The sequence below is a fragment of the Fundidesulfovibrio sp. genome (assembly GCF_058402725.1).
Genome location: NZ_JBZVFJ010000043.1, coordinates 1 through 25684, shown reverse-complemented (window position 1 = coordinate 25684; position 25684 = coordinate 1). Strand labels below are relative to the sequence as shown.

Here is a 25684-nt window from a genome sequence, read left to right as displayed (position 1 = left end):
TTTGCCCTCGCCGAAGAGGTCGCCGCCTTCAACCACCTCGGCCATACCACCGTGTGCCAGGGTTCGCTCTACTTCTCCTGCAAGGCCATGTCCGACCAGTTCGAGGAGGGCAAGTTCACCGGCGGCTCCAAGTTCTATTGGCAGGCCGACACCGGCAACGCCGAGTTCATCTTCTTTGTGGGGGCGAACCCCTTCGAGGCCAACTACGGTCCGCCGCTTCGCGCAAGCAAGATCAGCCAGCTCACGGCGGACGGCGTGAAGATCGCCGTGGCCGACCCGCGCTGCTCCAAGACCGCCGCCAGAGCCTGGAAGTGGCTGCCCGTCAGGCCCGAAGGCATCGGCGCGCTGTCCCAGGCCATGATCCGCTGGATCATCGAGAACAAGCGCTTCGACGCCAGGTATCTGGCCAACGCCAACAAGGGGGCGGCCAAGGCGGACAACGAGCCCACCTGGACCCAGGCCTGCTGGCTGGTGAAGCTCTCTCCCGAGGGCAAGCCCACGGTGTTCCTGCGCGGCTCGGACTTGGGGATGGAAGCCCAGAAGCGCCCCACCAAGGACGGCAAGTCCGAGTGGAGCTTTGACCCCTTTGTGACGGTCAACGACAAGGGCGAGCCCGTACTCTTCGACCCCAACGACGATAAGAACGTTGTGGAAGGGCAGGTGCTCTATTCCGGCGACCTGGGCGGCATCCCGGTGAAGACCGCGCTCCAGGTTTACGCCGACGAGGCCAAATCCAAGAGCTTCGACGAGTGGTGCAAGCTGGCCGGGGTGGACTCCGCCGACGTGGCCGAGATCGCCCGGGAGTTCACCTCCCACGGCAAACGCGCGGTGTGCGACCTGCACCGGGGCGTGTCCCAGCACACGTCCGGGTTCCAGAACGTGGTCTCCTGGATGCTGGTGAACGTGCTGATCGGCAACCACGACTACATGGGCGGCCTGTCCAAAGCCACCACATTCACTCATGACGGCTCGCGCGAGGGCCAGCCTTTCAACCTGACCAAACACCCGGCCAAGATGCCCGGTTGGGGCATCTCCATCATCCGTCACGGAACCAGCTACGACAAGTCCACGCTGTTCACGGGCTACCCGGCCAAGAGAGTGTGGTACCCCTTCGCCTCGGACGTCTACCAGGAGGTGATCCCCAGCGCCGGGGACCTGTACCCCTACCAGCTCAAGTGCCTGCTGCTCTACATGGGCACCCCCGTGTATTCGCTCCCAGCCGGGCACGCCCTGGCGGCAATCCTGGCCGACCCCAAGAAGATACCGCTGTTCATCACCTCGGACATCACCGTGGGCGAGACCAGCATCTACGCCGACTATGTGTTCCCGGACCTGACCTACCTGGAGCGCTGGGAGTTCGTTGGCTCGCACCCCTCCATGGCCCCCAAGGTGGGCGCGTTCCGCCAGCCCGCCGCCAAGCCCATGACCGAAACCTGCACCGTGTACGGGCAGCAGATGCCCATCAACTTCGAGGCGTTGCTGCTGGGGCTGGCCGAGAAGCTCAAACTGTCGGGCTTCGGCGACGACGCCTTCGGCAAGGGGCTGCACCTGAAGCACCAGGACGACATGTACATCCGCATGGTCGCCAACCTGGCCTTCGGCGACAAGGCCGACGGCACCGAAAAGCTGCCCCCCGCTTCCAAGGAGGACATGGAGATCTTCCTGAAGGCCCGCGCGCACCTGCCTCCCACGGTGTTCGACGCCAAGCGCTGGGAGGCGCTGGCCGGCCCCGAACTGTGGCCCAGCGTGGTGACCATCCTCAACAAGGGCGGACGCTTCCAGGAGTACGCCCAGGCCTACAAGGACGGGCAGCTGGCCAACAAGTACGGCAAGATGGTGGGCATCTACTTCGACAACCTCTTCAAGGCCAAGGATTCCATCACCGGAAAGCCCTACCTGCCCTACGCAGGGTTTGTTCCCGGCCCTCTGGACGTGGCGGGGAATCCCCTGCCGGACGCCAAGGACGGCTACGACCTGACGCTCATCACCTACAAGGCCGTGACCCAGACCAAGTCCCGCACCTCGGGCAACTACTGGCTCCAGGCCCCGTATCCGGAGAACTTCGTGGAGGTCTCGGCGGCGGACGCGGCCAGGATGGGCCTCAAGGACGGTGATTCGGTCAAGGTGCTCTCGGCCTCCAACCCCGAAGGGGTCTGGGACCTTGGGCCTCTTGGCAAGAAGCCTGTTGTCGGCAAGGTGAAGGTGCTCGAAGGGCTGCGCCCGGGCGTGGTCAGCTTCTCGCTGGGCCACGGCCACTGGGCCTATGGGGCGGGGGCCTGGGAGATCGACGGCAAGAAGATCGCCCCGGACGCCAGACGCGCGACGGGCATCCACGCCAACGCGGCCATGCGCCTGGACCCGGTGCTCAAGAACACCGGTCTGGTGGACAAGATCGGGGCGAGCGCGGTGTTCTACCAGTCGCCCGTGAAGCTGGTGAAAGCCTAGATGCATGATGTCCGCGGCGCGGCTCCGGCAGGGGCCGCGCTGCGGCCTCCGCCGACAGCGGCCCGGCGGGAGGGACACAAGCACTCTCCGGGCGCACGGCGAGCCCGGATCGGTCACCGCTCCCTCGACGGCACCCCCCAAACAAAAGCGGCTTGCGCCTCAGGCGCAAGCCGCTTCATTTTCGGACGGGCGCCCCTGCCGCGCCCTCAGAAGCTGACGTTCACGCCCAGCTCGCCGCCGCAGGTGTTCACCTGGGGGTTGCCGAACATGCTGGAGAAAGAGGCCCGCAGCATCACCCGGTCGTTCAGCTTGAAGTTGGCCCCGAGCATCAGCGCGCCCCAGTCGAGAGCCACCGGGGCCGCGTCCATGGAGTAGGACGGGGCCGCCGCAGTGGTGAGCGAGGCCTTCACCTTGCGCTTGGGGTCCGCCAGTTCGTGGTGCCATTTGGCCTCCGCGAAGGGCTGGAACCTGCCCACGTCCGCCTGCACGCGCCAGCCCAGCTGGCTCACGACGGAGTCGCGCCGCTGCTCCCCGAAGGACAGGGCCGTGACGCCGCTCGTGCCCGATTCCGTGAACCCCTTGATGGTCACCCGCTGCAGCACCAGCCCGGCCACCGGGCCGGTGGTCACCGGTCCCCATTTCAGGTCTCCGCCCAGGCGCAGGGCCAGGCCCAGGGAGTCTCCCGCGGTGTCGGCGCTGTTGTGGTCCGTGAAGAGGCCCAGGGGCACGTCGCGGCGGATCTTGTCCTGGTAGAGGCCGTAGGAGGCCACGGCGTTGCCCCACACCGGCCCCTTCTGACAGGCGGCGTAGAGGCTGAAGGCCTGTTCGTTCTGGTCGTAGCGGCCGGCGCCCTGCGAGAAGTCCTGGGTCTGGGTTCCGGCGGTGAAGGCCGCGCCCAGGATGAGCCCGAAGGCCGTCTGGTAGTCCGCGCCCACCGAGCCCGCGAACGGGACGCCCGAGCTCTCCCCGAAGCCCGAGGAGGTCTGCATCCGCAGCGACCCCGCCCCGGCCGTGGCCCAGACGTTCACCCCGTTCTCGCCGCGATGCTTCCCGGAGAGGTCGATCTGCCCCTGGATGGTGGCCGCGCGCGAAAGGCCGCTCTGCACCGGGCCTTCGGCCAGCAGGGACATCAGGACGGGCGCGGTGAGCAGGCTGTACTCGTAATCCGACTCGATCTGCTGCCCGGCGGTGGTCAGGTGCTTGCCGTCGATGAAGAGGTAGGTCTGCATCTGCAGGGGGGTGATGTCCGCCCAGCTGGTGACCAGCGCGGCCACCGGGGACGGGGCGTTGGAGGCCAGCACCGAGGACGGCGTGAACCCGAAGAGCCCTGGATTCACCGACACGTAGCGGAACAGGCTGTGGAGGTCGGCGGGGATGTAGCGCACGCCCGCCGCCGAAAGGGCCGACCACTTCATCTGCCCGTAGGAGACGGCCCGCGCGTAGTCGGCTGCGTTGGCGGCGGGCAGCACGCCGCCCGGGCCGGTGAGGGTCGCGGTGTAGAACGAGTTGGGCACGATGATGGTGCGCGCCCCGGCGGCCTGCAGGGCCGCCACGCTCCCGGCCAGCTGGGAGGCCACGCCGCCCAGGAAGCCGGGGTTGGCGGCGATCCAGTCCGCCCCCTGCTTCTGCACGAAGATCAGGTCGTTGTTGCCGGTGTTCACGACGTACAGGGCGTTGGGGTTCACCGCCCCGCCCACGGAGGCCAGGTAATTGGCGACCTGCTGCGTGGCGGCCACGTTGCCGGGCAGGCTGCCGGGGATGGGCGTCTGGCCGGGGGCGGCGCTCAGCAGGGCCGTATAGGCCGACCCGTTGGCGTAGTTGCCCCCGCCCGCGCTGACGGGCTGCGCGCCCAGCCCGAACCTGCCGGCCAGCATGGTGGTGGTCATCACGCCGGGGCCGGCGAAACCGCCCTGGGCCCCGGCGGCCATGGCGGCGAGAAGCTGGGCGTTCACGGCCGCGTTGCCCGAGGAGGCGTAGCGGAAAAAGCCGCTGTCCAGGGTGCTGTCGCCAAACCCGACGAACTGGTTGAACCGGCCGGCCGCGCCCGCCGGAGAGAGCGCCCCTAGGAGGCTGACCGCACAAAACGCCACGACCAACGCCAATCGCTTCATCGGATCTCCCTTTTACGTCCAGGCCATGTGGATTCCGGTCCGCACCAGCTGCCGATGCACCGGCCTACACGCTAAGGCTGCTCAACTCAACAGGCGATCATTCCTGGAGCTTCTCAGAGGGCCAAAGGCATTGCGGCCGTTCCGGAGTGCGCGGGAGGACGCTCTCGCTCCCCATGCCCCTGCCACTGGCCCCCGTCTGCCGACGGAGGCTCTGGACTGTGTTCACCGTATTGTTTATTATCTACTAAAGCCAGTTTCGCATTGGCTGCACGGCAAAACGCGCAACCCCTTTCAGCGCGTGGACGCGAACGTTTTCCGGGCGCATGGCGACGTCAATCGTTCAACACTGATTGCCCAGGATGGAGGAACGCATGCCGAGCGAGAACGCCGAGCCCAAGTACTACGTCGGAATCGGCGCATCCGCCGGTGGTCTCGAAGCCCTCGACGCCTTCTTCTCCCAGATGCCCGCACACAGCGGCATGGCGTTCATCGTCATCCAGCACCTCTCCCCGGACTACAAGAGCCTCATGGTGGAGCTGCTCTCCAAACGCACGGCCATGAACGTGCGCCGCGCCGAAGAAGGCATGGAGGTGGAGCCCAACACCGTCTACCTCATCCCGCCGCGCAAGCAGCTGACCATCTTCCACGGCAAGCTCATCCTCAAGGACACCGACCACGCCAAGGGCATCAACCTGCCCATCGACGTCTTCTTCCGCTCCCTGGCCGAGGACCAGGGGGAAAAGGCCATCGCCATCATCCTTTCCGGCACCGGCAGCGACGGGGTGCGCGGCATCCGGGCCGTCAAGGAGGCCGGCGGCATGGTCATGGTGCAGAGCGAGGACTCCGCCAAGTTCGACGGCATGCCCCGCGCCGCCATCGCCACGGGACTGCCCGACATCATCCTGCCGCCCGACGCCATGCCGGGAAAGCTCATCTCCTTCGCCAAGCACCCCTTCGCGTCCTCCCAGGGGCATCCCCAGTCCCTGCTCTCCGACGAGGACGGCCTGATCCGCATCTTCGCCCTGCTCCGGGAGCTGACCAAGGTCGATTTCACCTATTACAAGCCCAGCACGGTGCTTCGCCGCATCGAGCGCCGCATCACCGTCTGCCAGACCGCCGACCTGCGCGACTACGTGCGCCTGCTGGAATCCAGCCCCGGGGAGGTCTCCACCCTCTACCGCGAACTGCTCATCGGCGTGACCAGCTTCTTCCGCGACCGCGAGGTGTTCACCGAACTCGGCAACACCTATCTCCCGGCCCTGCTCAAGAACACCGAGCAGCGCGAGGTGCGTTTCTGGGTGGCCGGATGCTCCACCGGGGAGGAGGCCTACACCCTGGGCATCCTGGCCATGGAATGCCTGGAGCGCCTGGACAATCCGCCCTCGGTCAAGATCTTCGCCACCGACCTCGACCGCGACGCCATCCTCCACGCGGGCAACGGCCTCTACGCCGAGTCCATCGCCGCCGACCTGCCGCCGGGGATGCTCGCCAAGTACTTCGTGCGCCGCGACGACCAGTACCAGGTGTGCAGGCCGCTCCGGGAGATGGTGGTCTTCGCCCAGCACAACCTCATCAAGGACCCGCCCTTCACCAACATCGAGCTTTTGAGCTGCCGCAACCTGCTCATCTACCTCCAGCCGGTGCTGCAGCAGAAGGTGCTCGAATTCATGAACTTCTCGCTCAATCCCCAAGGTGTCCTGCTGCTTGGCACCAGCGAAACCCCGGGGGAGATGGGCGAATTCTTCGAGCCCCTGCACCATCGCTTCAAGCTCTTCCGCTCCCGGGGCAGGCGTCGCCAGCCCGCCGAGAAGCCCCTGTTCCAGGGCATGGGCGACAGACTTTCGCGCCAGTACGCCGCGCGCTTCCCGCGCAGCGGCTTCGCCCTCTCCCAGCGCGAGGAGGAGCGCATCCAGGACAGGCTGCTCCAGTCCCTGGCCGGGGATTACGTCCCCCTGGTGGCCGTGGTGAACGAACACAACGAACTCTTGCACCTGGTGGGCGAATCCGAAGGGCTCCTGCGCCTGCCGTACGGCAAACAGAGCAACGACATCACCCGCATGGCCGTGAAGGAACTCTCCATCCCCCTGGCCACCGGGCTCCAGAAGGTGTTCCACTCGGGCCAGGAGATCAGCTACAGCAACATCCGCATCCCCGGCAAAGAGTCCGCGCGCGTCATCCAGATGCGCATCCGCCCCCTGCCGGAGAAGAAGGGGCAGATGTCCCTGGCGGCGGTGATCCTCCAGGAGTTCCTGCCCGCCAGGCAGGAGACCGCGCCCGGCGCGGTGCAGGAACTCGACATCAGCCGCGAGGCCGAACAGCGCATCCTGGACCTGGAGCAGGACCTCCAGTTCACCAAGGAAAACCTCCAGGCCACCATTGAGGAGCTGGAAACCTCCAACGAGGAGCTGCAGGCCACCAACGAGGAGCTGCTGGCCAGCAACGAGGAGCTGCAAAGCACCAACGAGGAACTCCAGTCGGTCAACGAGGAACTGCACACGGTCAACGCCGAGTACCAGAACAAGATCCTGGAGCTCACCGAGATCACCAACGACCTGGACAACCTCATCGCGGCCACCCGGATCGCCACGGTGTTCCTGGACGAGAACCTGGAGATCCGCAAATTCACCCCTGCCGCGACCAGGATCTTCCGCATCCTGCAAAGCGACATCGGCCGCCCCATCTCCCACCTGACCCACCGGCTGGAAGGCGTGGACGTTCTGGCCACGCTGCGCCAGGTGGAGCGAAGCGGGGAGCCCGTCTCCCTGGAGGCCTGCATCTCCCGGGACGAATGCTACCTCATGCGCGTGCTGCCCTACACCATCGGGGCCACCTCGCAGGCTGGGATGATCATCACCTTCACGGACACCGGGCCGCTCAAGCAGAGCCAGAAGGCCCTGGCCCGCAACAAGGAGCTCCTGGAGATGGCCCAGGAGATGGCCCACGTGGGCAGCTGGCACCTCGACCTCAAGACCGGCAGGCTCGAATGGTCGGACGAGGTCTACCGCATCTTCGGCGTCCGGCCCGGCGAGTTCACGCCCTCCTATGAGGGCTTTCTGGCCATGGCGCACCCCGAGGACCGCGAGGAGCTCAACGAGACCTACACCAGCGCCGTGCGCGACGGGCTGCCCTACGAGGCCATCCACCGCATCGTGCGCCCCGGCGGCGAGGTGCGCATCGTGCACGAGAAGTCCATGGAGGGTCGCGACGAGACGGGCCGAACGACCCACTCCATGGGCATGGTCCACGACGTGACCGACCTCGTCTCGGCCCGCGACGCCCTGCGCTTCTCCCAGGACTATCTGCGCGCCGTGGTGGACGCCATGCCCGCCCATGTGGCCATCTTGGACCAGCGCGGGGTGATCGAATACGTCAACATGGCCTGGCACAGCTTCGGCCGCGAGAACGGCCTGTCCCTTCCCAACGGCGCCGTGGGGACCGACTACCTCGACATCTGCGACAAGTCTTCGGGGCCATACCACGAAGAAGCCCCCCTGGTGGCCGCCGCCATCCGGGAAGCGCTCCAGGGTCGGGAGACGCCGGGGGAGATCGAGTACCCCTGCCATTCCGGCGACACCCCGCGCTGGTTCCTGGCGCGGATCGCCTCCTTCGACACCCCGCGCGGCAGGCGGGTGTTGGTGGCGCACGAGAACATCACCAGGCTCAAGCTCGCCGAGTGCAAGGCGGGCCTGTCGCCCGCGCAGCCCGCAGAACCTGATTCCTCCGTCGGCCGCGTGAAGGGGGAAAACGAAGCATGAACCTTCCTGCCCTTCGTCCGCTCCGGGGCTGGCGAACCCACCGTTGACCCCTGAGGCGCACCGCGATGAACAACAGCAAGAATTCATCCCTCAAGGACCTTCGGGAGCGGGCCGAAAGCCTCCTCCGCGCGCAGGACGACTCCGAAGGGGTAGGCGCGGGAGAGGAAGTCCGTGCTGTCCTCCACGAACTGCAGGTCCACCAGATCGAACTGGAGATCCAGAACGAGGAGCTCAGGCGCTCCCATCTCGAACTGGCCGAGGCCTACGAGCGGTTCTCCATCCTCTTTCACAAGGCCCCGGTGGGCTATGTGGTCCTCGACAAGGACGCCATGATCCAGGAGGTGAACATCACCTTCATGGAGATGGTGGGCTGGCGGGGCCGCAAACCGATGGGGCGGCCGTTCTTCGAGTTCATCGCGCCCGAAGCTCGCCCGGTGTTCCTGGCCCGCTTCAGGGCGTTCTTCAAGAGCCCGGCGGGCAAGCGGGTGGAGACGGACCTGAACGTGTCCGGCGCACCCCCCCGGTCCGTGCTCCTGGAGGCCGCGCTCTACGACGCGGCCCCCCATGCGGAGAGCGGCGCGCGCGAGACCATGCTCTTCCTCTCCGTCAGCGACATCTCGGCAAGGAAAAAGGCCGAGGAAGGCCTGATGGAGTCCGAGCGCTTCGCGCGGGGGACGCTCAACGGCCTGTCGGCGCACATCGCCATCGTGGACGGCGCCGGCCAGATCCTGGCCGTCAACTCCGCATGGCGCTCCTTCGCGCTGCGCAACTCCTGCATCCCCGCCGCCGTGAGCGAGGGGGCCAACTACTTCGACGTCTGCCGCAACGCCGTCGGCGAGGACGCCGTGACCGCCTCCAGGATCGCGACCGCCATGCGCCAGGTGCTGGCCGGGGAGCTCGCCTCCTTCACCCTGGAGTATCCCTGCCATTCCCGCGAGGAGCGGCGCTGGTTCTCCGTGCGGATCACCCGGTTCCCCGGCGAGGGGGCGGCCAGGATCGTGGTGGCGCACGAGAACGTCACCGAGCGCGTCCTGGCCACCGAGGCCTTGGCCCGCGCCAAGGAGGAGGCCGAGGCGGCCTCCAGGGCCAAGAGCGAGTTCCTGGCCAACATGAGCCACGAGATCCGCACGCCCCTCAACGGCGTCATGGGCATGCTCCAGCTGCTCAACACGGCCACGAGCGAGGAGGAACGCGCCGGATACGTCATGCAGGCCTACGAGTCCTCCGAGAGGCTGCTGCGTCTGCTCAACGACATCCTGGACCTCTCCCGCATCGAGTCCGGGCGGGTGCGGATGGTGCAGGAGCGCTTCGCTCCCCTGGCCCTGCTGCGCGAGCCCGTTGAGCTTTTCGCGGGCATGGCCAGAAACAAGGGGCTGGAGCTTGCCTGCTCCTCGTCCCCCGGGTTGCCGGAAGAGGTTGTCGGGGACGCCCCCAAGATCAGGCAGGTCCTCTTCAACCTGGTGGCCAACGCCGTGAAGTTCACCGAAACCGGCGGCGTCACGATCAGCCTCTCCCATGTCCTCCTGGACACCGTGCCGGACCAGTGCGTCCTGCTCTTCGCCATCACCGACACCGGGCCGGGCATCCCCGAAGCCCTCGTGCCCAGGCTCTTCCAGCCCTTCACCCAGGGCGACAGCTCCTACACCAAGCAGAGCCCGGGCACGGGGCTCGGCCTGTCCATCGTCAAGCGGCTGGCCGCGCTCATGGGAGGCTCCGTCTGCCTGGACTCCACCGAGGGCCAAGGCGCCACCGTCGCCTTCAACGTCCGCGTCGGACTGCCCCGGATGCTCCCTGCCGGGCGCGCAGCCTGCCTGGACTCCGGGGCCTCCGCCAGCGGTTCGTACCGGGTGCTCCTGGTGGAGGACGAACAGATCAACCGGCAGATCGCCACCATCATGCTCGAAAAGCTCGGGCACTCGGTCCAGGTCGCGCACAACGGCAAGGAGGCCCTGGAACGCCTCGCGTCGGAGACGTTCGACATGGTGCTCATGGACGTACAGATGCCCGTCCTGGACGGCGTGGAGGCCACGCGCCTCATCCGGAGCGGCGCTGCGGGCGATCCGGGCATTCCCGTCGTCGCCCTGTCCGCCTACTCTACAAAGAGCGAGTTGGACTCCTTCCTTGCCGCAGGCATGACCGCCTGCATCGTCAAACCCGTGCAGATGGGCGTCCTCAAGGACGTGATCGGACGGGTGATGGCCGGACTCTCCAGAAACGCGGACTGACGCTGAAGAACTCACGCCAAAGCATCCGCACGGCGGAACGAAACTCTTGCATCGAAGCCGTCAAGAGCATATGCGCTCACTGTTCTCCTTGAAAGAGTGGGGATGGCGCCCCGGTTGGACAGCAAGCACCTCTAAGGTACCCAGGCATGACAGTGCACCCCGGACCGCGACGGCCCTCCCTTGTTGTTTTTCTCTCCCGCCTGGTCACGCAACGGGCGATGATCGCCCTCATGACCCGCCGGGAGCTGAACACCCGATACGCGGGCGCGGCTGCGGGCGCGGTGTGGGCGGTGCTCAACCCCCTGTGCACCATCCTTATCTACTGGTTCGTCTTCTCCTACGGGCTCAAGGTCAGCCCCATGGGGGACACGCCGTTCATCGTGGCGTATCTGGCCGGATACCTCCCCTGGCTCCTCTTCTCGGAGGCGCTGGGCGGAAGCTGCGCCTGCGTGGTGGCCAACCCCCACCTCGTGAAGAAGGTGGTGTTTCCGGTGGAGATTCTGCCCGTGGTCCACTTCAGCGCAGGCCTCGCAGTGCATGCCGCCCTGCTGCCGGCGTATTGCGTCATCCTGCTGCTCAACGGATACTCCCTCTCGTTCCACATGCTGCAGGCGCTCTATTACCTGCCCGGCCTGTGGCTCCTGGCCACGGGCCTGTCCTGGATCGCGGCGGCGTTCACGGTGTTCTACAGGGACACGCAACAGATCCTGGGGCTGGTCCTCAACGTCTGGTTCTGGCTGACGCCCATCGTGTGGCCGCTGGAGATGCTCCCGGAAACCCCGAGAAGGATCCTGGCGCTCAATCCCCTCAATTACGTCGTCGAGGGGTACCGCACCGCGTTCATCAGCCAGGAACCCATCTGGACCGCCCCCTGGGGAGCGGCGTTCTTCTGGTGCGCGGCCATCGGCATGTTCGCCCTGGGCGGGCTGGTGTTCAAGCGCCTCAAGCCGGAGTTCGCCGATGTCCTCTGAGCGCGACGTGGCCGTGCGCCTGAGCGGCGTCTCCAAGAAATACCGACTGTTCCGGTCCCCTGCCGACCGACTTCTGGAGGTGTTGTGGCCCAGGCGGGCGCGGCACGAGGAATTCTGGGCGCTCAAGGACATCGACCTCGAGGTGCGCAAGGGGGAGACGCTGGGCATCCTCGGGCGCAACGGTTCGGGCAAGTCCACGCTGCTCCAGGTGATCGCCGGGATCCTCAAGCCCACCAGCGGCACCGTCACCGTGAACGGGCGCATCTCGGCCCTGCTCGAACTGGGCGCCGGGTTCAACCCCGAGATGACGGGCCGGGACAACGTGCTCATGAGCGGCGCATTCCACGGAGTCCCGGCTTCGGAGATGAAACGTCGCCTGCCTGAAATCGAGGACTTCGCGGACATCGGGCAGTTCTTCGACCAGCCCGTGAAGACCTACTCCTCCGGCATGTTCGTGCGCCTGGCCTTCGCGGCCGCCGTGAACGTGGAGCCGGACATCCTCCTGGTGGACGAGGCGCTGGCGGTGGGGGACATCAGCTTTCAGCACCGCTGCTTCGAGCGACTACGCAAGATGATACACTCCGGCGTGACCCTGATTGTAGTCACTCATGACATGAGCATGGTGACCAAGGTCTGCGACGAGGCTTTGTTGTTGGATAACGGCGTAAAAATGGCGTGGGGCGAGCCGCATCCTATAGTCAACAAATACTATGCCATGATGCTTTCCGGCTCAGAGTGCGTACATACAACACACGAAACTGACTTGCAAAATATTGCAACTGACAAACAGACTCTCAAACAAAATCCCCTGCAAACAGAGCAAGACTTCTTCTCACTCTTCGACACGACAGACTTGTGCCCGTTACGCGATGGATACAACAAGTATGAAGAACGATTTGGAAACAGAAAGTGTGAGATAATCGACTTCCTTGTCACTAGCAACAACATGCAACACAATCATACCATCTCCACTGGAGAGATTGTCGAAATATACATCAAGCTTGCAAGCTACCAACCGGTGTCCAATCCATGCTGCGGTTACGCGATCAAAACAAAGGATGGCGTGATGATCCATGGGAGCAACCTTAAATTCATGGACGTCTCCCTCCCCCCCCTTGAAGCAGGGCAATGTGCGATCTACAAATTTACTTTAAAATTCAATATTAACGCAGGAGACTACTTCATTACTCTCGGCGTCGGCGCCCTATCCGGCGAAGGCTTTGTATTCATGGACACACGACAAGCACTAATTCATGTAAAGGTAGACAATAATACGAGCAGGTTTGACGGCTTACTATCCATGGAACCTTCATTCAAAGTAGTTCGAACATCATCAATGAACAAAATTACACAATTACCCAAGGCGAGTCAAACAGCATGAACAAACTAAAACTGGAAATTTCCGAACTTGCGCCATGGAATTATTTGATCGAGTTCTCCCCGGGAGTATTTAATATCGACAGACTCTACTGGGGCGGATACTGGCACAACATCGCCGTCCAAGACCACATAACCAGGGTGGTTGTCGACATCATCAAGCAATATCTACAAATTGACCCATCGAATCACACCATACTGGATGTTGGATGCAACGAAGGTTGGCTCACACTGGTCTTGCATCGACTTGGTTTCAAGAAAATTGTAGCCATAGATGGATCATCGCACAACATAGCCAAGGCAAACCTTTTGAAACGTCACTTCAACATGACTAACGTCGAATTCATTTGCCAGGACATTCACAACTACAAGCCTGAAGAAGAATTCGACATGGGCATCATGCTCGGCGTTTTGAACCACTTGAGCAACCCTCAATCAGTTCTGTCAATGCTCCACTCTGCTATTAGCAATGCGCTGATCATTGACCTTAACCTTTTTTGCGATGACTATCACGACACGGACAGGCCATACGACGCACACAAATCGTCATTGGAACATGTTTACGGGACCATCAAATGCCAAATAGAGTCCTCCTCCGAATTGACGAGTTCTAGCGATGGAAACCTCGTATTCCAGTTTTCAAGGCGTGCTTTATCCATGCTACTCCACCATGCAGGATTCATCCATGTCATGGAGTACATCCCCACAGCACTTCCGCCAAACTACAAAAATGGGAAAAGAGGTTTATTTTTAGCGAAAAGTGGCCAGCACGGAGATATGTTCTCTCTCCACTTTCATCGCGATAGAATATATGCGAACGCCAATTGCTCGCTAGTCTCTTCAGAGCCAACCCTAAAAATAGAAGGCCTCAATGGCTTTAACGTTGTCTCATACCACGGTTTTTATTTCGCAATACCACAAGGAGCGTACAGCAGTTTCGAAGCTCCTGCCATTATAATGGACGATACATGTGTTGTAGCTAGTTCACTTGACCAGCTGAAACAAGCAATTTCGCCATCTCTTAACGACCTACCCCTTCCCGGGGCAACTCCGGCCAACTCCATGGCACGCTGTGAAGCTGCCATAATCATTGCGGATGAAATGACCGATGTGCACCAACTGCTCAAAGCGCGACTGCTGCTGAATTTTGCTCAGAGTATAATCGACAGCCACCATGCAACGAGTGCCGCTGTAACTCTCAAGCAAGCTGAACTATACTTTTCTTTCGGCAGACTGGAGGCTCGCGAAGGGAATACTGACTCAGCAAGACAATACTTTTCCAGATGTCTTGCCTACGAATCAACACGAGACAAGGCCGCGTTTCGAATTCAGCAGCTCTCTTCAGGCTTATCCGAAATCGTCACAAACAAAGCTCTCTATTAAAAGATGCCTAACATTTGCTTAATTTGCCTGTACGACGACAACGCATTGGGTTTGCGCTCAATTGCGAATGAACTACTGCGAGACGATAACAATGTCTCCATTGTCCACTTTAAACTTCCCTCTTCAAAATCAAGCAGTCAATACCTAGCCCATCCCAGGAATTATGAATACATTAACAGCAACGAATCCATTCAACAAATCCTTATCCATAGCGTCAACATTGATGCAAACCCATGGTCTGACATTGAACTTAAGTTACTCGGCGATTTGATTTCACGGATCGGGCCAGACATCATCGGAGTCAGCACTCGCTCTGTTTACGACCCCTTGATTCATCAATTAGCAAACCAAATTAAAAAATGCAGTACATCGCTAACCATAGCTGGCGGTTACGGCGCGACATTAAATCCTGAACTATATCTGCAACATTTTCATTGTGTATGCATTGGCTATGGCGAGACTACCATGAGAGAACTTGCTCGCCGCGTAGCCACTGGTAAGGACCACAGGGACATACCAGGCTTGGCCACCAAGGAAAACGGCAAACTACGACAAGCCACCCTTTGTATGCCGGAAGACATCCCATTTTTCAATCAGGACTACTTCACGGATGTCCAAAGACATGTCATCGACAACAACCAATGCCTGACTGACGTTAAATTCCCATTGTCTTCCATTGAATTCAAATCATACACAAACAACGCCTACACAAACACACGCGACTACTTCACCTACACTGGAAGAGGATGTATCGGAAATTGCACTTTCTGCTCAGCTGGAACGACGCACAGGATTTATAGCAAAAACGGCATAAACCTTCCTTCTCGAACAATGCGGAGTCTTGACGACATATTTGAAGAACTCCATTTTGCAAAAAACGCTGGATTTAAACAAATTAAATTCATTGACCCATTTTTTATTGCATCAAATAAGTACCTTATTTCTTTTTTCGATAGATACAAATGTGAAATTGGCTTGCCATTTTTTGCGCAATTGCATCCTCAACACATACTTTCTAACCCTCTCATTCTCAGAGCATCATATGATTCAGGCCTTGCTCATACTATCATTGCATTCCAATCTGGATGCGACAAAATAAACAGCCTTGAGTACAACAGAAAAACACCCGTCAAGACACTTATTGAATTCTCAATCCTTGTAAACAATACAACGTGCTTGGATTTTGACTATCATTTCATCACTCACCTGCCTTTCGAAACAGAAGAATCCCACATTAACACCCTGAAAACCATAGAAAAACTGCCAAAGGACAGGGCTGGCCTCGTTCTCTTCCGTTTGTGCCCTTTTCCTGGAACTAAAATCTACGATAAACTTTCAAAAGAACTTCACAACTCAAACGACGACATCCTGCACAAACGGGCCATCAGCACTCTCCTTCAATACACTGCTCCAAACTATACCATGCGAAGCATTACCGGAAACAGCTTTCATGACCTACTCAATGCTTATCCAACCGCGAGACGGGAACATTCCGACCACAGAATAATGAACGATCATGCCTGGAGTGAATACCACAAAGGGGATTATGACAATGCCATGTCAGGATTTCAATCAGCCATCGACCAAAACATATGCTCATACGAAGCTTACTGCGGGATGGGGTGGTCATCCCTCCAATCCAACAAGATACACGACGCGATTAATCATTTCAACAGAGCTATAGATCTTGTAAGACCGATGTCGGCACACACCAACGATTTACTGCAACAATCCTTACGAGGACTCGGTTGGGCGCTCTTCCACGACGGCCAATATGAGAATGCTATCGTTGCCTTCTCTAATGTCCTCAGCAAGACTGACTCGCCTCCGTCCAATGTCATGCAAGACATACATCGTGGCAAGGGATGGAGCAGCTACTACCTTGGCCGATACAACATAGCCATTTCCGAATTCACCGCTGCTTTACGCCACATTTCAGACATTGATTTACCGTGCAAAAACGACGCGTTAAACGGTATCACTCTCTCAAACAAAGGCCTTGAGGCTCACTGTCATGGATAAGTCCCTGGCTCTTGCCCTTGACGTCGCTCCACGCATCTCCGATGAAGATGCACTAGCGCTACGTTTGCTCGTTCAAGGCACCTACAAGCCGGCCATGCGCATTCTGGAGGTCGGCTCCTTCCTGGGCAACGGCAGCACGAAAGCCTTCATCGAGGCCCTTCGTCCTGTGGGCGGCCGCCTGATCTGCGTGGACACCTGGCAAGGCAGCCCCAACGTGGCCTGGCATGTGGAACTGGCCGCCCAGCATGACCTTTTAGCCACTTTTCAGGCCAGAGTGCTTGAATATGGCGCTCAGGACATGGTCGAAACAATGGTCATGACAAGCCTGGAGGCCGCCTCGCTCGTCCCCGACGCCTCCCTGGACCTGGTCTTCCTGGACGGAGACCACTCCTACCGCGCCACCAGCGCCGACATCGCCGCCTGGCTGCCCAAGCTGCGTCCCGGTGGCATCTTGTGCGGGCACGACTGCGAAGGTCCCGTCTCCGATTTCGATCCCGACGCCCTCCAGGCCTCCCGGCATCTCGACTTCATGCCCCTTGAAGGCTACCGCTTCGCCGGCGCGCACCCGGGAGTGGTGCTGGCGGTGCACGAGAGCTTCGCTGGGGCGGCCAGACTCTTCGCCGGGGAGGATTTCACCGCCCACGGACTCAGTGGCCGTTCCAGCGTGTGGGCGGTCGTCGTGGAGGCGCTCCATGCCTGACGCCGCAAGACCACTGGTGGCCGGGGCTCCACGCAGCGGTTACACGCTCCTCTTGAGCATTTTGTCCAAGCTTAGGGTCTTGCGCCCCCAGACCGACCCTCTCGACGAGGTCGTGGCCAGGGCTGTGGAGAGCGCCATCGGACGGCTCCCCATGCAGGCGTTGCTTCGCTCCCTGGCAGAGGCGGCCGGTGATCACGAAGTCGTCTCCAATCCCGCCTTCGAGACCTTGCTGGGCGGGCCTTTGGCCATCGATCCCGCCCGGCCTGACAAGGTGGTCTGCCGAAAATACCTGGGGGTGGCCGGCCTGGGCGACGTGACCTTCCTCACCAGCCACCCGGCCGAGCTCATCTTCACCCTGGACATCCCCCACTCCCACGAGAATCCCGCTCTCTTCGCCAGCGATTCGCGCTTCGACGCGCTGGTCAAGTTCGCCTCACTGCGCCACCCGGCCGGGATTCTGGTGAGCGCCGCGCACTCCATCAACGCCCTGGCCAGCGCACACCTCCAGGCCCACGGGCCCGACTCGGCCGAAGGTTTGGCGAGTGTGCGCCGCGAATTGGCGCTCTCCAAGCTCTCGGACCCCGAGGTCTTCAACGGCCTGGCCACGCACCTGCTGGGCTGGATGGAGGAATTCGCGGGCTGTCGGGAGCACTACGCCGTGATGCGCTGGGAGGAACTCCTCGCCGAGCCCCGACAGGTCATCGTCTTCCTGGGGCGGGCCTTGGACATGGAGGTCCCGGGGGACTTCGCGGACGCGGTCTGGGCCGACATGTGCTCCACCAACCTTACCGGCACACACCGCCACAACTTCTTCCAGGGCAAACCGGGCTTCTGGCGGCAATGCCTGACCCCCTGGCATGTGTCCGCCCTGCGGGAGTTGGGCTTCGGCCCCGTGATGCGCGAACTGGGCTTCGCCCCCCTGGAGGAGCCGGACAAGGCCGACCTCACACCCCTGCAACGCCAGTTGGGCGACCTTATCGAGTCCGGCCGGAAGCACAGCCCCGACCTGCCCGAGGACCTCACCGTCTTCGCCTTCAACAAGACCAATCTGCGCATCCAGCGTCCGGGATTCACCTCCCATCCGTGGCGCGAAAACACCCGGGCCGAGCGATCCACTCTGCGTGACGCAAGGCTTCTCGAAGCTGCCTGGCTCTCCCTCGAGCAGACCACCGCAGCCGTAAACGCAGTGTTCGAAGCGGTTTTGGCCCTGGATTGGGAAAGACCCGAAGACGCACTGAAGGCCCTCGACGGCCACGACTCGCTCCATGCCCTGAGTGCCCTGGATGGCTGCGCCGATGCGGCCCGGCAGGTTCAACAGGCTGCCCGCCAGGCCGCTTTTGAACGCGCCCCCCGCCGTGAGCCCAGGCTGGTCATGGCCCGGTCCGGCCGCAACATCGTGCTGGCGGGAGACGCCTACCACGCCGTTCCGCAATCTCTGGGCGCCCTGGACCTCAACGCCGTTGACCCCGCAGGCCTACAGGGCGTGTTGTCCGCTCACACCCTCGAGGAGGTTCTCGCCCTGGTGGAGAGCGACGCCCTCCCACCCCAGGCCCCGCCACGGCTGGTGGCTTCCGAGGGCGGCGTCAACTTCGTGGCCTTCGGCGGGATGTACCTGGCCATTCCCCAGGCGCTCGGCCCCATGGACTTGACGGCCACCGACGTTTCGTCCATGCCCGGCGTGTTGATCGGTCCAAGCTTGGATGAACTGCTCCAAACCGTCCGCAACCACTCGTCGGAGCGCTCGTGAGCCTACGCCTTGAGTTCGTCGCAGCCAGCCCCGACGCTCTCGCCGCCGCCATCGCCAGACGTCGGAAGGACGGTTCGCGCCAGCTTCGCTTGAGCGGAACAGAGGCCCTGTGCGGAGCCCTGCGTTCGCTGCTGGACGCCGACAGCCTGGCGTTGTTCGCGTCACCGACCGATCAACCGGCCCCACCACCGCCCGGCAACTTCCGGGCCGGACAGATCCTGGATGTGGTCTGCCAGACCGACCCCGAAGCGCTTGCCGCAAGCCTCATGACTTTTCTGGACGCCCCCCAGGCCGACATCCTGGCCCCGGAGACAACCCGGCGCAGCGATCGTCTGCCGTTGTTCCTGGTTTCCATCCCCAAGAGCGGCACGCACCTGCTCATCGAGTTGGCACGCGCCCTGGGCTACTGCGACGGCCCCACGCCCCCCCGCGTCCCCAGGCCGGGCTGTTGGCATCCCCTGGAATTCTCCAACACCCACACCACGGCCAGGGACTTCTTCGTCGACACCACCCGGCGCGCTCCCCACGGCAACCGCCTGCACCCCTTTCCCTCCTGTCCCACGCTGTTCATCTACCGCCACCCGCTGGACATCCTCATCTCCGAAGCGCACCATTTTCACAGGCCCGGGCGCGCTCCGTACGCCGGGTACTTCCACGGCCTCGACCTGGAAGCCCGGATGGCCCTGCTGGCCGACGACCCGCTGCTGCTGGACTCCCTGGCCGACCGGACGGAGCGCTTCGCGCCCTGGCTGGACTTCCCCAACGTCATTCCCGTCTCTTTCGAAGAACTGGCCGGACAGGCCGGGGGGGCTGACGAAGAGGCCAAACTCAAGCTGATCTGGTCGCTCCAACTGAAGCTTTTCGCTCCCGGACGCCCGGAAGACATCGGCGCGAAGATCTACAACTCCTCTGCCGACACCTTCCGCGAGGGCCGCATCGGCGGCTGGCGCAAGGGCCTGCCTGAAACGGTGCTCGAGCGGCTGGCGCCGCTGGGCACTGCCTGGATGGATCGCTTCGGCTACCAGTCCGATCCCGAAGGCAGCCCCTACTCCAACCGGACGCGCGACTTCCGCTCCAGGCCCCTGGACCTCGCCGGACCCCCCAGGGATGAACCCGCGCCCGTCGAGAGCGACTACCTGGGCTACAACCTGGTCTGGTTCCGGGGCGTGCACCACGCCATCCCCATGGGGCTGGGAACGATCGACCTGTGCAGGCTGGAGAGCCCTCCCGAGGGCGCCTTGCACGCCGTGGACCTCCTGGAGCTCAAGGCCATGATCCTGGTCAAGGCCGGCCTGGACCGCCTGCGCGCCCCGGCTCCCCTGGTGGCCTTTCCGGGCCTGTTGCTGGTCCACCCCCAGGAACTCGACCCCTGGCCCACTGTCGAGGCCCTGCTGCGAGAACCCGAACTCAACCGCCCGTTACCCCTGGTTTATGTTCAAGGTGGCCCGGAAATGCAGGAACAGATCCTGGCCTGCCGCCAACGCGGCCTGCCGGTCCTGAGCTGCCGGGCCTTGGCGCCTGGCGAGTCCCCGGACGACGTGGCGGAGGTCCAAGGTCTTCTGGTCGTGACGCTTTGCTCCAGCCGCGAGGAGCAGACCGCATCGGACGCCCAGGGGGCCACTGAAAAAACCTCACTGGCCACAGCGGACGACACGGCAGGGAGCCTCCCTGACCACACGACCCAGACCACGGCACCGAACCGTCCTCCGGCCTCCTTCTTCGCCGATCCCCGCTGGCTCGGCCCAAGCGAACTGGCGCATACCGTCGTGCAGTCCCTGCGCCGGCAGGGCCGCCTGCCGGGCCGGGCGGCGTACTCGCCGCTAGAGAAATCGACGGAAACCGTCCAGGAGGGCATCGAGGGCTACAACATCCTGCGCACGGGTCACGGATTCCTTGCCGTCCACACCACCCTGGGTGATGTGAATCTGGAGATTCTTCGCCCTGACGAATTGGCAGCCCTGGCCGCACAGAACCTGATCCTCGAGGCCGACACCCGCCTGCAGGCCGCCTCGGCCGCCCGACAGGCCGCCCTGGCATCGCGCCTGGAAACCCTCCAGGGCAACCACACCGGGTTCATCCGAAGCGTGGAGCAAACCCACGAGGCGACTCTGTGCCGCATCGCTAGCGTGGAGCAAACCAACGAGGCGACTCTGTGCCGCATCGCTAGCGTGGAGCAAACCCACGAGACGACTCTGTGCCGCGTCGCTGCCGTTGAAGCCGGCCTGGAGGAGCTCCGGTCCTCCACGGACAAACGCCTCACTGTCCTGGAGGGCATTTGGCAACAGCTATCCCAGTTCCGCGTTCTTAAGCTCTTTGGCAAGCTTACTAACACATGATGGCTTTACTGTTGAAATAATACAAATTCACAACGCCCGATCAGGCATTCACCATGGAACTCCTCTACCGCTCAGCCCCCACTTCCCCCAAGGTGTCCCTCATCCTGCTGGACTGGTCCTGCAGGGAAAGCTTTCACATCTTCAAATACCTGCACGACCAGGATGTCCCAAGGGAGAGCTACGAGGTGGTCTGGATCGAGTTCTACTCCAGGCGCTCTCCGGAGATCCGCGCACTCCTGGAGGAGGCCCTCGCGGCAGGCAGGCCCGCACCCGTGGACGCCTGGCTTGCCCTCGATTTCCCCGACGAGGTTTATTACCACAAACACCTCATGTACAATGTCGGCCTGGCCATGGCCAGGGGTGAACTGGCCTGCATCATGGACTCCGACGCCATCGTGGGGCCTGGCTTCATCCGCGCCCTCACCGAAGCCTTTGATCGCACTCCCCGCATGGCCCTGCACCTGGACGAAGTCCGCAACACCCACCGCAGGCACTACCCCTTCGACTACCCCAGCGTGACGCAGGTGCTGGGCGAAGGCTGCATCAACTGGAACGGCGCCACCACCACCGGCCTGGCCGACCAGCGCACGCCCATCCTCACCCGCAATTACGGCGCCTGCCTGTGCGCCAGGCGCGACGACATGATCGCCGTGGGCGGGGCGGATGAACACATCGACTACCTGGGCCACGTCTGCGGCCCCTACGACATCACTTTCCGCCTGGCCAACATGGGCGTGCCCGAGGTGTGGCACGACAGCGAGTTCCTCTACCACTGCTGGCACCCCGGCACCGACGGCGGCAACAACTACATAGGCCCCCACGACGGCCGGAACAACTCGCTCCTGGCCCTTGAGGCGCTCAAATCCGGGAGGGTGTCCCCCCTGGTGGAGAACGAGGCCGTGAAACGCCTCCGCCTGGCAGGCGACGCCCCCCCCCAGGAGGCCGACCTGCTGGCCCTTGCCGTCGCCCGGGACCGGCAGGAACTGTGGCGTATCGACGACCAGAAGCGGCTTCTTTCCCTGGGCCGCCAAGCCTTTTACGCCTCGCGATTCGAGGAGGCCGCGCGCATCCTGCTGGAGGAACTTCCCGAACTGCCGGGAGATGCGGTCATCCAGGCCGAGCTGGGCTGGGCGCTGTGCGCCCTGGGACGCCTTGATGAATCGGAGCGCCACCTGAGGGCCTCGCTGTCTGAAGACCCTGCGCAGCCGCTGGCCCACAAGGCCATGGGCTGGCTCATGCGTCACCGGGGCAGGCCCGCTCTGGCCGTGGAGCACTTCGACAGAGCCCTGGCGGGCGCTTCCGGCCACCTGGACGACTTCCATCAGGAGTGCCTGCGCGGCAGGGGCTGGTGTCATCTGGAGACCGGACGAGCCCAGGAGGCCGCGGGCGACTTTCTCCGGGCCATGGAGCATACGCCCCCTGCAGTCTGGCAGGTGGTCTCCGACCTGCGCTTCGGCCTGGGCTTGGCCCTGGAACGGCAGGGCGACGTGGCGGGCGCGCGCCGGGAGCTCACCCTGGCCCAGAATGCCCTGGAGCAGGCGCCCCAAGGGAGTTCCATGGAACTCGCCCTGGCGGTGCGAAAGCACCTGAGCGACCTGGGCTCTCGCTCAGGGCTGGGGGCCCGGGCAGCGTCCCTTGCCTGGCGGTTGCGGGGCAAGCTCCGCGCGCTCCTCGGCGGGACCGCATGAAGACCGTCACCGCCACCACGCGTTTCGTCACTGCCGGAAGCGGAACCGTTCAGGCTGATCTCACGGCCCAGCGCATCAGCACCTATCGCCTGTTCGCCGAACCGGACGAAACGGCTGGACGTTGCCTGACGTTGCTCGGCCAGGCGCTTGCCCGGCGCGGGGGCCTCGCCGTGCTGGGCGACGGCCCCCTGGCGTCGGAGTTGTTCCGGGCCTGGCCGGAGCTTGCGCGCTCCGCCTGCCTGGTTCTCCCGCCCGGCGCATCGCCCCCCACGCCCCTGAGCGCCCCCACCCTGGGGCTCGACGAGTATTTGGCCGCGCCGGGCCAGCGTCGTGTGTTCCTCTGCGAGTCCTCCTGGCCGCGCCGGGCGGCGCTCAAGGCCTTGCTTCCCGACGGGTTCGAGCTCCTGGAGCCGGACAGCCCGGACCTCCTCGATCCGCGTCGGCTGCCGCGCAGGGCCTTCATCCCCGAGATTTCCTCTCCCTACCCCATGGACATCCCGCCCATCGCCTTCGCCCCCGGGGCGGACATGATTCTGCTGGACTGTCCCGGGCGCAACCTGGGCATGATGCCCAACGGCCTGGCCTACGTGCACGCGGCCCTGGCCGGGGCGGACGTGCGCATCTCCACCCTGGACCTGGACATCATCGTCTACCACCGCTTCCACGCCCACCGGCTGCTGGACCTGGGCGGCAACGTGACGCTGCCCGACGGCCGCTCCGCCCCCGAGGACCCCTGGGCCGCCGAGCACTCGGGTTGGTGGCTGGACCAGGACTTCGTGGACTTCTTCAGGCCCGACCTGGAAGAGACGCTGGAAGCGCTGGTCCGGGCGGCCCCCAGAGTCCTGGGAGTCTCCGTGCACGAGTGCAACACCCTGTTCACGCGCGAGCTTGTCAGACGCTTCAGGCAGCGCTGCCCGGACACCGTGACCCTGGCCGGCGGTTACAGCTGCAACCAGGCCCAGGTGGGCTTCGCGGCCTTCCCGGAGTGCGACTACATGTGCATCGGAGAGGCCGACCTCACCGCGGCGCCCCTGGTCAAGGCCCTGCTGGCCGGAGAACGCCCTGCGGACTTGCCCGGCGTGCTCTCGCGCACGGATTCGCCCTTCAGGGTCTTCGTCCCCGCACCCATCCCCATGGACCTGGACGCCCTCCCACGCCCCTCCTACCCGTGGGCCAAGGATCTCTCCCTCTACACCAACCACGACAATTACCGCCTGACCCCCGTCATCGCCAGCCGTGGCTGCCGTTGGTCGCGCTGCCGCTTCTGCGGCGAGTGCATCCCCTGGCGCGCCAGGGACCCGGTACTCTTCGTGGACGAAATGCAGGAGCTCTACGAGGCCGGGCGCGACCTCTACATGTTCAACGAGTCCGACTTCAACGGCAGCCACACCCACGTGCGCGCCATTTGCGAGGAAATCGTGCGCCGGGGACTGCTGGTGCGCCTGACGGGCCAACTGCGCATCGACCGCAAGAGCACTCCGGACTTCTTCGCGCTGTTGAAACGCGCGGGCTTCGTCTCGGTGCGCTTCGGGGTGGACGCCTGGTCGGCCAACACCCTGCGCATCCAGAACAAGGGCTACACCGTGGACATCATCTCGCGGAACCTCCGGGACTGCCACCAGGCGGGCATCCACACCGAGGTGAACGCGGTCATCGGCGTGCCTGGCGAGACGGAGGAGGACATCGACGAGACCCTGGCGCTGATCATCGCCAACCGCGAAAACATCGACCGCATGGCCAACATCAACCCGCTGATGCTTGTGGTGGGCAGCACCTTCTGGCGCGAGCCCGAGCGCCACGGCATCCGCTTCAGACAGGACCGCGAGACCCTCCGCCGCGAGAATCCGCGCGCCGTTCCCGCCCACCTCTGGTACTCCGAGAACCCCTACATGGACCAGCATGTGCGCACAGCGCGCTACCGCCGCGTGGTGGAAGGCCTGGCCAGGGCTGGCTTCCCCCTGACTGGCTTCGCCATGAAGATCCTGGAGGACGTGAGCCTGGGCCGCGACAAGGCCCGAGCCGGAGAGTCGGAAGCGGCTGGCGGAGACTCCTTGGAGGCCGCCGCCCCCCAGGCGGCGGACGCGGCAGCCGGTCCTGTCGCATGCGGCGACTCCGGCGCAAAGGACGTGATCGCGCCCGGGACCTCCCCGGTCGTCGCCGGAGAGCCCCCCTCTGCCGCGCATGATTCAACCCGGCAGGTCCTTCCGCCCGTAAACGACAGCCCCCTGTGTCTGTTCGAAGAACGGGTCTGGGCCGTAAAGGACGAAGCGCAACATCTTCCGGCCGCACGCGCTGGGCTTGCAGACATCCCCCGCTCAGGGTTGCCGGGCCTGTGGGATTCCCTCATGTCCCATTTCAGAGCCCCACGCCTGGAACATCCGGCAATGGCCCGGTGGCTCACTGTGGAGGGCGATGCCCCTAGGCTCACGTTGCCGCCGGAGGAGCCGGTGTTGGTGCGCGAGGGAGTGAGGGGCTACAACATCCTGGAGATCAGAGGGAGCTTTTTCGCCCTGCGCCAGGGTCAGGCGCTGGACTATCACGCGGCCGTGAATGGACTTTACCCTGAGCATCATTGCCTGCGGGCTCAAAGCATGCACGCCCTGGTCCTGGCCATCGAGGAAGCTTTCAAGCATGTGGGACTGCCGGAGCGGCTGGTGAAGGCTGGAGTGGGCCGCTACAACATCGTGGAGGCCGGCGGGGTCTATTACGCCCTGCTCCAGGGCCGAGCCTTCAATTCCTACAAGGCGGACACAGGCGGATATGCCCAGGAGGAGTGCATCGCGAGCGGCTCCCTTTCAGAACTGGAAGGCCTTCTCCTGGAGGCAGGCGCTCATCCGTCGGCCGGTTAGCAGCCTGTTAATGGGATGGCCCCGCCCCCCTTGGAGGCATACGACCTCCGGGTGAGCTAAACCCTAAACGGAGGG

At 63.3% G+C, this 25684-nt stretch carries 13 protein-coding genes; 12 read left to right on the top strand and 1 reads right to left on the bottom strand.

The features are described 5' to 3' along the window. Window positions 1-2445: molybdopterin-dependent oxidoreductase (locus ACV4UX_RS07715; protein WP_491592733.1), on the top strand; the 2445-nt coding region annotated here is incomplete at its 5' end. Between the two features lie 206 nt (window positions 2446-2651). Here the strand turns inward: ACV4UX_RS07715 and ACV4UX_RS07710 are convergent. Next, a complete protein-coding gene (locus ACV4UX_RS07710; protein ID WP_491592732.1) occupies window positions 2652-4556 on the bottom strand; it encodes an autotransporter outer membrane beta-barrel domain-containing protein in 1905 nt (634 codons plus the stop codon). Window positions 4557-4927: 371 nt separating this feature from the next. On the opposite strand from ACV4UX_RS07710, the gene ACV4UX_RS07705 reads away from it, so the two are divergent. The 11 genes from ACV4UX_RS07705 to ACV4UX_RS07655 all read left to right on the top strand — a co-directional run bounded on the left by ACV4UX_RS07705 (window position 4928) and on the right by ACV4UX_RS07655 (window position 25609). After that, the gene (locus tag ACV4UX_RS07705) at window positions 4928-8311 is read left to right on the top strand and encodes a chemotaxis protein CheB (RefSeq protein ID WP_491592731.1); all 3384 of its coding nucleotides are present in this window, start codon (window positions 4928-4930) and stop codon (window positions 8309-8311) included. A gap of 65 nt (window positions 8312-8376) precedes the next feature. Further along, complete coding sequence (locus ACV4UX_RS07700) at window positions 8377-10536, top strand: ATP-binding protein (protein WP_491592730.1); 2160 nt, start codon at window positions 8377-8379, stop codon at window positions 10534-10536. 218 nt (window positions 10537-10754) lie between these two features. Continuing rightward, complete coding sequence (locus tag ACV4UX_RS07695) at window positions 10755-11507, top strand: ABC transporter permease (protein WP_491592729.1); 753 nt, start codon at window positions 10755-10757, stop codon at window positions 11505-11507. Continuing rightward, entirely contained in the window at window positions 11497-12888 is a 1392-nt protein-coding gene (locus ACV4UX_RS07690; RefSeq protein ID WP_491592728.1) for an ABC transporter ATP-binding protein, read from the top strand. Before ACV4UX_RS07695 ends, ACV4UX_RS07690 begins: the two co-directional genes overlap by 11 nt. After that, window positions 12885-14267: a class I SAM-dependent methyltransferase gene (locus tag ACV4UX_RS07685; RefSeq protein ID WP_491592727.1), complete on the top strand. Its 1383-nt coding sequence runs from the start codon at window positions 12885-12887 to the stop codon at window positions 14265-14267. The genes ACV4UX_RS07690 and ACV4UX_RS07685 overlap by 4 nt, the downstream gene beginning before the upstream one ends. A 3-nt stretch (window positions 14268-14270) precedes the next feature. Further along, on the top strand, window positions 14271-16289 hold the full coding sequence (locus ACV4UX_RS07680) for a cobalamin-dependent protein (protein WP_491592726.1): 2019 nt from the start codon (window positions 14271-14273) through the stop codon (window positions 16287-16289). A gap of 94 nt (window positions 16290-16383) precedes the next feature. After that, window positions 16384-16989 (top strand): class I SAM-dependent methyltransferase, encoded by a 606-nt coding sequence (locus tag ACV4UX_RS07675; protein ID WP_491592725.1) that lies wholly within the window; start codon window positions 16384-16386, stop codon window positions 16987-16989. Then, window positions 16982-18736 carry a hypothetical protein gene (locus ACV4UX_RS07670; protein ID WP_491592724.1) on the top strand — a complete coding sequence of 585 codons (1755 nt, stop codon included), beginning with the start codon at window positions 16982-16984 and terminating at the stop codon, window positions 18734-18736. Before ACV4UX_RS07675 ends, ACV4UX_RS07670 begins: the two co-directional genes overlap by 8 nt. After that, window positions 18733-21072 carry a sulfotransferase family protein gene (locus tag ACV4UX_RS07665; protein ID WP_491592723.1) on the top strand — a complete coding sequence of 780 codons (2340 nt, stop codon included), beginning with the start codon at window positions 18733-18735 and terminating at the stop codon, window positions 21070-21072. The genes ACV4UX_RS07670 and ACV4UX_RS07665 overlap by 4 nt, the downstream gene beginning before the upstream one ends. Before the next feature lie 53 nt (window positions 21073-21125). Then, entirely contained in the window at window positions 21126-22760 is a 1635-nt protein-coding gene (locus ACV4UX_RS07660) for a tetratricopeptide repeat protein (protein ID WP_491592722.1), read from the top strand. Further along, the gene (locus ACV4UX_RS07655; protein ID WP_491592721.1) at window positions 22757-25609 is read left to right on the top strand and encodes a B12-binding domain-containing radical SAM protein; all 2853 of its coding nucleotides are present in this window, start codon (window positions 22757-22759) and stop codon (window positions 25607-25609) included. The genes ACV4UX_RS07660 and ACV4UX_RS07655 overlap by 4 nt, the downstream gene beginning before the upstream one ends. The last annotated feature ends 75 nt before the right edge of the window (window positions 25610-25684 follow it).

What these genes read in the sequence shown, in the direction of transcription:
- ACV4UX_RS07710 (WP_491592732.1), bottom strand. Translation starts at nt 4,556, where the DNA reads ATGAAGCGATTGGCGTTGGTCGTGGCGTTTTGTGCGGTCAGCCTCCTA.
- ACV4UX_RS07705 (WP_491592731.1), top strand. Translation starts at nt 4,928, where the DNA reads ATGCCGAGCGAGAACGCCGAGCCCAAGTACTACGTCGGAATCGGCGCA.
- ACV4UX_RS07700 (WP_491592730.1), top strand. Translation starts at nt 8,377, where the DNA reads ATGAACAACAGCAAGAATTCATCCCTCAAGGACCTTCGGGAGCGGGCC.
- ACV4UX_RS07695 (WP_491592729.1), top strand. Translation starts at nt 10,755, where the DNA reads ATGATCGCCCTCATGACCCGCCGGGAGCTGAACACCCGATACGCGGGC.
- ACV4UX_RS07690 (WP_491592728.1), top strand. Translation starts at nt 11,497, where the DNA reads ATGTCCTCTGAGCGCGACGTGGCCGTGCGCCTGAGCGGCGTCTCCAAG.
- ACV4UX_RS07685 (WP_491592727.1), top strand. Translation starts at nt 12,885, where the DNA reads ATGAACAAACTAAAACTGGAAATTTCCGAACTTGCGCCATGGAATTAT.
- ACV4UX_RS07680 (WP_491592726.1), top strand. Translation starts at nt 14,271, where the DNA reads ATGCCTAACATTTGCTTAATTTGCCTGTACGACGACAACGCATTGGGT.
- ACV4UX_RS07675 (WP_491592725.1), top strand. Translation starts at nt 16,384, where the DNA reads ATGCGCATTCTGGAGGTCGGCTCCTTCCTGGGCAACGGCAGCACGAAA.
- ACV4UX_RS07670 (WP_491592724.1), top strand. Translation starts at nt 16,982, where the DNA reads ATGCCTGACGCCGCAAGACCACTGGTGGCCGGGGCTCCACGCAGCGGT.
- ACV4UX_RS07660 (WP_491592722.1), top strand. Translation starts at nt 21,126, where the DNA reads ATGGAACTCCTCTACCGCTCAGCCCCCACTTCCCCCAAGGTGTCCCTC.
- ACV4UX_RS07655 (WP_491592721.1), top strand. Translation starts at nt 22,757, where the DNA reads ATGAAGACCGTCACCGCCACCACGCGTTTCGTCACTGCCGGAAGCGGA.